Origin of the sequence: Nostoc sp., from assembly GCF_036917515.1 — a bacterium.
In the GTDB taxonomy this organism is placed as follows: Bacteria; Cyanobacteriota; Cyanobacteriia; order Cyanobacteriales; family Nostocaceae; genus Nostoc.
Genome location: NZ_JBALDE010000278.1, coordinates 30,869 through 40,779 on the forward strand (window position 1 = coordinate 30,869; position 9,911 = coordinate 40,779).

Below are 9,911 nucleotides of genomic sequence, written 5' to 3' on the forward strand. Positions count from 1 at the left end.
AATTTAGTTTGTTAGTAGAAAACCTTGTTAAAATAAAAACTGTGTTTCTAGATGTGGACGAGTTTATTTAATTAATTTCTGCTAGCAGTTCGTCCAAAGCTTCTTGGCTAAACTCAACTTCCGGGAAATCAGAGGGAGTATAGCCACCTGCTTCTGGGGATAAGCAGTGGGTAATAATAGTTTCTAAAGCTTTTATATATTCATTAGCCAGATTTTCTACAGTGGCCCAGCTATGGAAATGCTCGCTATATTGCCATTCTAATTTCAGCCTTCCTTCAACAACTAATCCATTTACAGTTAACAAATGGCGGCGCTGTCCTTTGGGGCTGTGAATGGAACCGCTAGACTCTTGGGCATATTTCCATCCCAAGGTTGCTAACTGTGTTTGATCGAATTGACCAAAGTAGTTAAAGCTTACCTCAGCTTGGGGGAGGGCTTCTAATTGATTGCGTTCTGCGCTTGGCAGCAGCGCTTCTCTACGAGACGCTTTGCAATCGCTCTCATCCGGGCTAAGATAGCGCAAGATCCCATAATCAATACCCCGGTTGGGAATCCGGCGCAGTTGCTCTTTTACCGACTTGAGAACCTCTTTGGGATCGTTGCGATTCTCAAGTTTTAACAGAACGGGGAATATACTAGTAAACCAGCCTACTGTGCGGGACAAGTCCACATCTTCAAACAAGTCCTCTCGTCCGTGACCTTCTAAGTCAATCAGTAGGGCGTGAGAACTTGTCCAATGAGTGAAAGTCCGCACTAACGCTGTCAGCAGCACATCATTAATCTGGGTGTTGTAAGCTCCAGGGACATCCTGCAACAGAGCGCGAGTCTGTTCTACACTCAGGTATACAGATACAATCCGACTAGAAGCGACAGTGTTATCTTGGGCAACAGCAGCATAATCCAACGGTAAACGAGCAATTGGGAACCGCATTGAGTCCAGCCAATAATTTAGCTGTGAATGCAGTTCTTGACTGCGGGCATAATCCTGCAATCGAATTGCCCAATCCTTAAAGGAAGTTGTTTTTGCAGGTAGTTGGATACTTTTGCCAACTTCTAATTGTTTGTATGCTTCAGATAAGTCTTCTAGCAAAATCCGCCACGAGATGCCATCGACAGCCAAGTGATGGATGACGATGAGTAAACGTGCGGGGGAATTGCCTAAGTTAAACAGAACGACCCGCATCAGCGGCCCATCTGCTAAGTTCAGCGTTCTTTGTGCTTCCTCTGCTCTGGCTGCGATCGCCTTTAACTGTTCTTCTTGGGGCAGATGTGATAAATCTGCAATGTCCAACGATACTTTATCGCCTGCATCCCTGTTGTACTGCTGCCATTGCCCCTCCTGCTGCACAAACCGCAGGCGTAAAGCGTCGTGATGGTACAGTAACTTTTGTAGTGCCTGCTCTAATAATTCCGGTTGCAAATTTGCGGGAACTTCTAGCAGGAAGGATTGGTTAAAGTGATGAGGTTCCGGCAGATTTTGCTCAAAGAACCAGTGCGAAATTGGTGTTAGAGGGACAAGCCCTGTAACTAAACCTTGTTCTGATTTGATCGAATTAATTGTACCAGCAACAGCAGCTAATTCAGCAATTGTTTGGTGTTGAAATAATTGTTTGGGAGTAAGCTTTAGTCCAGATTGATTAGCTTTAGCGATAATTTGCATACTAATGATAGAATCCCCGCCCAATTCAAAGAAATTGTCGTGGATACCGACTTTTTTTAGAACTAAAACATCCCGCCAAATCTTTGCCAAGACTTCTTGAATGTCGGTGTGCGCGGAGACAAAGCCAGTAGATTCATCAAACTCGAACTCTGGTACTGGTAATGCACGACGGTCTACCTTGCCATTGGGGGTAATTGGCAGAGCTTCTAGAACTGTGAAGGATGCAGGTACCATGTAACTGGGGAGCTTGGACTTGAGAAACTGGCGTAGCTCATTACTGGTAGGCTGTGTCGATTCTGGGATGATATATGCAGCCAAATTCTTCACCCCAGGTATATCTTCCCTCACGTTCGCCACAGCGTCGCGTACCTGGGGGTGTTGAGTCAAAATACCCTCAATTTCGGAAAGTTCAATGCGGAAGCCGCGAATCTTAACTTGGTTATCAATCCGGCCCAAGAATTCTATATTGCCATCGGCTTGGTAGCGAACCAAATCGCCCGTCTTATACAAGCGATCGCAATTAGTGGATTGGTCTTCTGTTTCCCCCTTGCCCCCTGCTCCCTGCCACGCCACTTGCTCTTCGACGGAAACCGTCAAGACCGCAGTGGCTCCCCTGCTTCTTTTAAAAGGGTTATGAATGAAGCGTTCTGCGGTCAGGTCGGGACGGTGGAGATAGCCTCGTGCCAAGCCCTTACCACTGATGTACAATTCTCCAGCTACACCGATGGGTACAGGCTGTAATCGGGAATCCAGTACATAAACTTGGGTGTTTGCGATCGCCCGCCCGATCGCAGGTGATAAACAGGCTTGTTGTCTTTTCGGAACAGTCCCAGAGGTTGTAACTACAGTATTCTCTGTTGGCCCGTAATTATTCACCACCTCAAAGGGATGGGAAGTCGAAGGATACTGATGAAGTTGATCCCCACCTGTGAGCAAAGTTCGCAAAGCAGCATTCAGTGGCCAATTTAATGACAGCATTTTCTCGGCCATTGGCGTTGGTAAGAAACTAATGGTGATTGCCTTTGATAACATCCAGTCTCGCAGTTGCTCAGGGTAAAGCCTGGTTTCATTATCGGGAAAGTGAATGCTAGCTCCCGCCGTCAGATAAGGCCAGATTTCCCAACCACAAGCGTCAAATGCTACTCCAGCAACTTGTGTTACTCGGTCAAGGGACGACACCGCAAAAGCTTGTTGATGCCAAAAGACGAGATTTAACAATCCTCGATATTCAATTTGAACTCCTTTCGGTCTGCCGGTGGAGCCAGAGGTGTAAATCACATAAGCTAGATTGCCAGTTGTCGCTGTGTGAGGTAAATTTTTTTTGCTGGTGCTGAAGTTTGCTCTGTTGCTATCCAGACAAACCACCCGCGCTTTATGTGGCGGTAGCGTTGGAACAAAATTTTCCTGAGTCAACAGCACCGATACCTGAGCATCTTCTAGCATGAAGGCCAAACGCTCTTGGGGATATGCGGGGTCAAGGGGTACATAAGCCCCACCAGCTTTGAGAATGCCCAGCAATCCTACCACCATTAGAGGAGAACGCTCGACGCAAATTCCCACTAAGACTTCTGGTCTCACGCCAAGCGCTTGCAGAGAATGCGCCAACTGATTTGCGCGATCATTCAACTGTTGGTATGTGAGGGACTCATCCTCATAGACTACTGCGATCGCATTTGGTGTTTTTTCTACCTGCTCCTCAAACAACTCATGGATGCATTTGCTCTTAGGATAAGACGTATAAGTATCATTCCATTCCACTAGCAACTGATGCCGCTCTTGCTGGTTCAACAGTGGTAATTCACGAATGGGTTGATTTGGATTAGCAACAATCGCTGCTAACAAAGTCTGGAAATGACTTGTCATCCTCGCAATGGTATCTGGCTCAAATAGGTCGCTGTTATATTCCCACGAACCGATCAGCCCCTCTTTTGTGTCCCAAACTGCCAAGGTCAAATCAAACTGAGATGTTCCACGTTCTATAAATTGAGGAGTCAGGGTAACATCAGGTAATTCTAATGTATCCAACAAGAAATTCTCTAAGACAAACACCACTTGGAATAGGGGATTGTAGCTGAGAGAACGTTCTGGTTGCAACGCTTCTACCACTTGTTCAAAGGGGACATCTTGGTGAGTGTAAGCGGATGTTGCAACTTGTCGCACTTGAGAGAGAAACTCACTAAAACTCGGATTTTCCTCGATTTGGTGACGCAGTACCAATGTATTGACAAAAAAGCCAATCGATGATTCTATCTCTGTGCGGTTGCGATTGGCAATGGGGCTACCAATGCAGATATCATCTTGACCGCTATAGCGAAACATTAAAACGACGAAAGCCGCCAGTAGGGTATGGAATAAGGTAGCTCCTGACTGTTGGCTGAAGATTTTGATTTGCTCGCTCAAATTCCGGTCAATTTGAAATTCCTGGGTAGCACCACAGAAAGTCTGAACGGGGGGGCGTGGTTTGTCTGTGGGTAGTTCTAATAAGGGTGGCGCACCAGCTAACTGTTGCTTCCAGTAATTGAGTTGGTGTTTTTGAACTTCCTCGGTTAACCACTGTCGTTGCCAAACTGCAAAATCAGCATACTGGATAGGCAACTCAGGGACGAGCAAAGGGGAATTAAGAGTAAAAGCTTGGTAGAGAATAGACAACTCTTGGATGAATATCCCCATTGACCAGCCATCCGTGATGATATGGTGCATAATCAACACCAGCAGATGGGACTCTGACCCCAGCCGCAGTAAAGTGACCCGCAACAAAGGGCCATTATTCAAATCAAAAGGTTGCCGAGCTTCCTTTGTGACAATCTGTTGTACTTCTGATTCTTCTAAGCCTTGCAAATCCAGAACTGGTATTGCTAACGCCAAGTCAGGAGAAATTACCTGCAAGGGTTTTCCATCTACTGCTGGAAATGTTGTCCGTAAAATCTCGTGGCGGTGAATGATTTCGTTGATACTTTGCCCAAGAACTGCAACGTTGAGTACGCCTTGAACGCGCAGCTGGAAACCCTCGTTATAAAATGGGTTTTGGCTCTCTAATTGATAGAGAAACCACATCCTCTGCTGGGCAAAGGATAAGGGCAACTCTTCAGAGCGTTCTATAGATGGTATTGGCTCAAAGGAGGAGTCTGTCGCACTCTTAGCTTCTTCTAGAAAAGCCAGGATTTCTGATTTGCGCCCTAGCAGTTTGTTTTTGAGGTCTGGGTTCATCACTCCCTTGGGAGCGCGATAGTTTAACTGATCGCCTTCCAGCCAAATTTTTATGCCTAAACTATTTAAATAAGATACAAATTCTATTATTGTCATTTATAATACCCCTCCCTCATATTCTTTTTCTGCATCATCCATAGCTACATTCCACTTTCTGACAACAGTTTGTAGCGCCTCAAGGCTTTCCCCCAAACCAGCTACGGTGGGGGATGCAAAAAAACGATTGGGCGACAACTCAACAGAAAAAGTCTCGCGCAACCGAGAAATGACTTGGAAGGCTAACAAAGAATTTCCTCCCAGTTGAAAGAAGTTGTCGTGAATGCCGATTTGGGGTATTTTTAAAACTTCTTGCCAGCTTTGAGCTATTTGCCGTTCCATTTCGTTTCGGGGAACGATCGCTCTACGAGTCATCCCCCTAGCCAGTAAATCTCGATTGATTTCACCACTAACGGTGAGGGGCATTTGTGATAGTTGCACGAAGTCACAGTTAACGGTCGTTGTGAAGCGATCGCGCACTGTAAAATCTGATAACTCCGGGACGCTAGAACCGTTCTTCGTAGTGAAATAGGCAGTTAATTTTTGTAACCCTGGAAACTCAGAGGTAAAACGCCGAATTTTGGGATTGCTGCCATCTAAACCGACTATCAGCTGTGCTTGGTCATGATATAAACCAGTTAACAAGGAATATAACCCTTGTTGCAGGCTCATCTCATAAAAGCCTTGAGCGCGGGTAATTTCTTGCCTCTGATAACCTTTGTTGATCCCTGTATCACGCCAAATTGTCCAAGCAAAGCAATAGCTGTGCAACCCACCAACAGAACGCTGGTATTGATTAAAACTTTCCAAAAAGTTGTTAGCAGCAGCATAAGCAGCAATCGTGGCTCCACCAAAGAAACTCGTTAAAGACGAAAAGCTAATGAAAACCCCCTGCCCTTGCTTGTTCAACACCTGATGCAACACCCAAGCACCTAACACTTTAGGACGTAAAATTGCAGCTAAACTCTGTGGGGTTTCATCTATTAGCATTTGTTCGTGATAAGTTCCCGCCAGATGAATCACCCCATGTAACTGACGTCCCCAGCTAGCCTTGGCTTTTTCGACTACTTGTTGAACAGCTTGAAAGTCGCAGATATCTACTGCCTCATAAACCACTGCTCCCAGCTGCTTTAATTCTTGATAAGCTTTAATCTTGTCTGACATTGTTGCAGAGTCATTGGATGCAACATCTGTGGTTGATAGAGGAGTGCGACCTACTAATAATAATTTGGCATTAAAAAACTTAATCAGATATTTAGCAATTTCAACTGCAACAGCCCCAAGCCCACCACTTATCAGATACATTCCTCCTGATTTAAAGGGAAGTTCTTGCTTTGGTTTGTCTTGCAGATTAACTTTTTCCAAACCTGCAACAAAACGCTGTCCGTTGCGGTAAGCTACCTCTTGATCTTTTGATAAAACCTGGAGTTCTTGTAGAAGATAGTTTCCATCCACCTGTATCGAATTTGGTGTCAAATCGATGTGACGACAATTTAACCAAGGTATTTCCTGGGGAATAGCTTTAATTACTCCCAAAACTGGAGATTTTTCATAAGCTATCTTGTCTGTTTCTTCTATAAACTGGGTGTAGCTAGAAACAAACAATAATTGAATTAAATCTTTAACTCCCTGAGTTTTTGCTAAGGCTTTGACAAAAAACAATAAACTATAAATTCCCTGTTCTTGGGCTTTTTCCAGAGCTTCTATACTTTTGATTTCCCCGCTATACTCCTGATAATTACACAAATGGAGAATCTCACCAATAGCCAGGTTGTCTGCTTTTATAGCCTCAACCAATAGCTGATAATGGTCTGCGTTACCAGGAGTTAAACAGAAGTGATTGGAACTTTTTTTAGCAAAATCATAACCAGGTGAGACACACAGATATGGCAGGTTTTGCTGTTCCAGTTGCTGACAAATAAATGTCCCCAATCCAAGTTCGTCAAGGAATACTATAGTCAGACCACTTTGGGATAAAGTCTTCAAAACCTTGGCTTGCTTACGTCGCCAGACTTTTTGGTAGAACCAATCAGGAATAGTGTTGGTATTGTCTAGTAAAATGTCGAATTGCTTGAGAATTAAGTTAAACTCACCTGCATGAAAGCGATCGCGAAGTTGCGATCGCTGGATTTTACCAATCACGGTTTTGGGAATATCTTCTTTAGCTAATAAAATTAAATAATCAGGATTTAAGCCGATTTTATTCACCACTGTCTGCCGAATTTTCTTCAGTAGCTCTAACAGTTTTGGTTTTTCTGTAATCGGCGAACTGAAGAAGATGGCTAGTTTCTCTGTTGCACGATCAGCATTACAGACTGCACAAGCAGCAGTGTAGGAAACTTCAATTTCTGTAATTTCTTCAACTATTGCTTCAATTTCATGACTGTAGTAGTTAGCTCCATTGATGATGATAGTTTCCTTGGCGCGACCAGTAACCACCAATTGTCTGTTAGCAATAAATCCTAAATCTCCAGTATCAAACCAGCCATCTTTTAAAAAGGATTGACTGTTGGCATTGTGGTTGTTGTAATATGCAGGAGAAACTGCATCACCTTTAACTTGCAAATGCCCTATGATGTCTTCTCTTAATACAGAGTTTTGCTCGTCTACTATGCGAATAGTAATTCCTGGAATGACTGAGCCTAAATCGGTAAAAGTATGATGATTATAATGGTCTATTTCTACTCGTTGAATAGTACCTTGAAATATAGATTTTTCTACCCTGTGAAACAACAAAGGTGCTTTCTTAATGGGCTGATAATATGTAATCCCCGAACCCATCTCTGCCATCCCAAAAGCTGGTCTAATTGCCGTTGCTTTGAGTCCATAAACAACTAAATTTTCTCGAAAATTCTCCATAGCTTTACTAGATACTGCTTCACCAGCTGTAAGTAGGAATTTCACGCACGATAAGTTCCAAGTCTGTTCTGGTTCTTGTTTGAGGGAGTCATTAACTATCGCATAGGCAAAGTTAGGGGCCCAGCTCTGAGTAATGCGGTATTTGTCGATCAAATCCAACCAGTTGAGTATACGACCTAAGATATATTCTTTTTGTGCATAAACCAAGGTGCAACCCAATACAACACCACGGATATGCCAGTCGGAAATGCTGCCAATGTGATCGAACGGCAGCCAATTCAAAATTACATCTTCTCGCTCGTGTTGATTGAGTTGGTTAGCTCCTCTAGCGCGAGCAATGAGATTTTTATGAGTCAATTGAACACATTTTGGTATTCCTGTACTGCCAGAAGTGAGGTTGAAAAGAGCTACTTCATCCGGTTGACTATGATGATATTGTTTACTGGCGGTATTGTCTTTTAATGCTTCAATCGTGCCTATTTTTAAGCGTTCTATTGGTAGCCATTGCGATAGTAATTCTACCTCTTGTTTGAGAGCTTCCGTAGTTAAAATGACTGGACTATCTAAGAACTGCCAAATATGACAAAGCTTATCCACCACCTTGTTTGATTCTCTATAAGTCGGTGGTACTTCCATAATAACGGGTACAAAGCCTCCCAATAGGCAGCCCCAAAAAGCTGGAATAATGTCACAGCTAAGTTCTATCTGTAATATGACTTTGTTTTTTGGTTTGAGTCCTAACTTTATCAAACCAGTAAGAATTCGCTCTGCAATTTCAAGTAACTCAGCATAAGATTGGCGTAGTTCTGTTCCATCGGGCAACAGGTAAATAATTTCTCCACTTGCAACTTGTTGCGCGGCTTTTTGTAAAACTTCGGGCAAGGTCATAGGTGCATTGCGATCGCTACGGAGAATACCGCCGTGGCTGATGGCAAGTGGCTTTGGCTCTAAGAACCGTTGTTGTGTATTGGTTGGGCAGTCTCTGGGAATTGGAGTAATGTTAGCGATGGGCAAAGCCCCGCCTCCGGCGATCGCGTTCTGGCGTTGCCAATTTGGGATCAAATCGGACAAATGAAGTGAGGGGATCTCCTTTCTCAACTCCTGTACCACTACCACTGCCTGTTCAATTGTGTCATTAGAATTAAGTTGCTTTTCTACTTGCTCAATTAAACTTTCATCAATAACAGCAATGTTTATCATAGCCAATTCGTCTACCTCTCCTTTATCTGTCAAGGGTATGGTAGAAACTAGTACGATCGCCTTTGGGATGTATTCGCTGGGTAAAATTCTTTGCAAGTCAGATAACAATTGTTCTGGTATAAAAGAACCTGATGTAACTATATAAGCAACTGACTCTTGTTTTAACTTTTTTGTCTGCTTCTGGATTACTACACAATCGTCAACAGCTAAACTCGACCGAATCGCAACTTCTACTTCTCTACATATAAAATTTCTATTAATTGAATTTGCTAAAGGTAGACTAGAATTATCTAACTGCATTTGATTCTATATCCTTCTTGCGGTTCGCTTTTTCAGCATTATGCTTACCTAACTGCACTTTTGCTAATAAGAGTAAGAGATAATATTAAATAATAGCTAGCCATGAATAAAGATTAGTTTTATAATAGACTACACAACTTATTAATTGCTTATCTTTTTTCTACAATCAGACGAGCAGCTAATGCCTGTACCTGACGAAGAGTTTCTGGTTTAACGTTATCTGTTGCTTGCTGTTCACTGCTGGGGAATGTTTGAAAATGATAATAAAAACTTTTACTACTTTTATCAGTCGGTTCAAATAATCGTTTTAATTCTCCGGTTACTACTTCACTACTACCGTCAAATACAATATTTAAAAGCGGTCTTCCCCATTACAATAGACCCGCAGTATGTGAGTATCGAATTTAATACTATACGGAGTATTGGCGGTTAAGAATGAGCGGCACTTTTTTGATGACGGGTAGGCGTAGTCCTCCGTAGGTATTGCTAGCCCGAAAATTGTATTTTTTACCTCCATATTCTACAAAATTTTAAGTAATATTATTTGTATTAGCCCAGAAATGTTGAATGACGATACAAAAGTTTACATACTTATTTAAAGTAACCCTGAAAAGCCTAAAATAGTCAACATAACATCATCTCCTCAAGC

The 9,911-nt window shown here is 42.9% G+C and carries 2 protein-coding genes; both read right to left on the minus strand.

The window, feature by feature from the left end:
- Positions 1 to 67: 67 nt before the first annotated feature.
- Positions 68 to 4,963 (minus strand): amino acid adenylation domain-containing protein, encoded by a 4,896-nt coding sequence (locus V7K89_RS35060; RefSeq protein WP_335195475.1) that lies wholly within the window; start codon positions 4,961 to 4,963, stop codon positions 68 to 70.
- On the minus strand, positions 4,964 to 9,262 hold the full coding sequence (locus V7K89_RS35065) for an SDR family NAD(P)-dependent oxidoreductase (protein ID WP_335195476.1): 4,299 nt from the start codon (positions 9,260 to 9,262) through the stop codon (positions 4,964 to 4,966). It lies immediately after the preceding gene.
- Positions 9,263 to 9,911: the final 649 nt, after the last annotated feature.

Bases quoted from the DNA above. Each gene is read 5' to 3' on its own strand.
- V7K89_RS35065 (WP_335195476.1), bottom strand. From the start codon at position 9,262: ATGCAGTTAGATAATTCTAGTCTACCTTTAGCAAATTCAATTAATAGA.
- V7K89_RS35060 (WP_335195475.1), bottom strand. From the start codon at position 4,963: ATGACAATAATAGAATTTGTATCTTATTTAAATAGTTTAGGCATAAAA.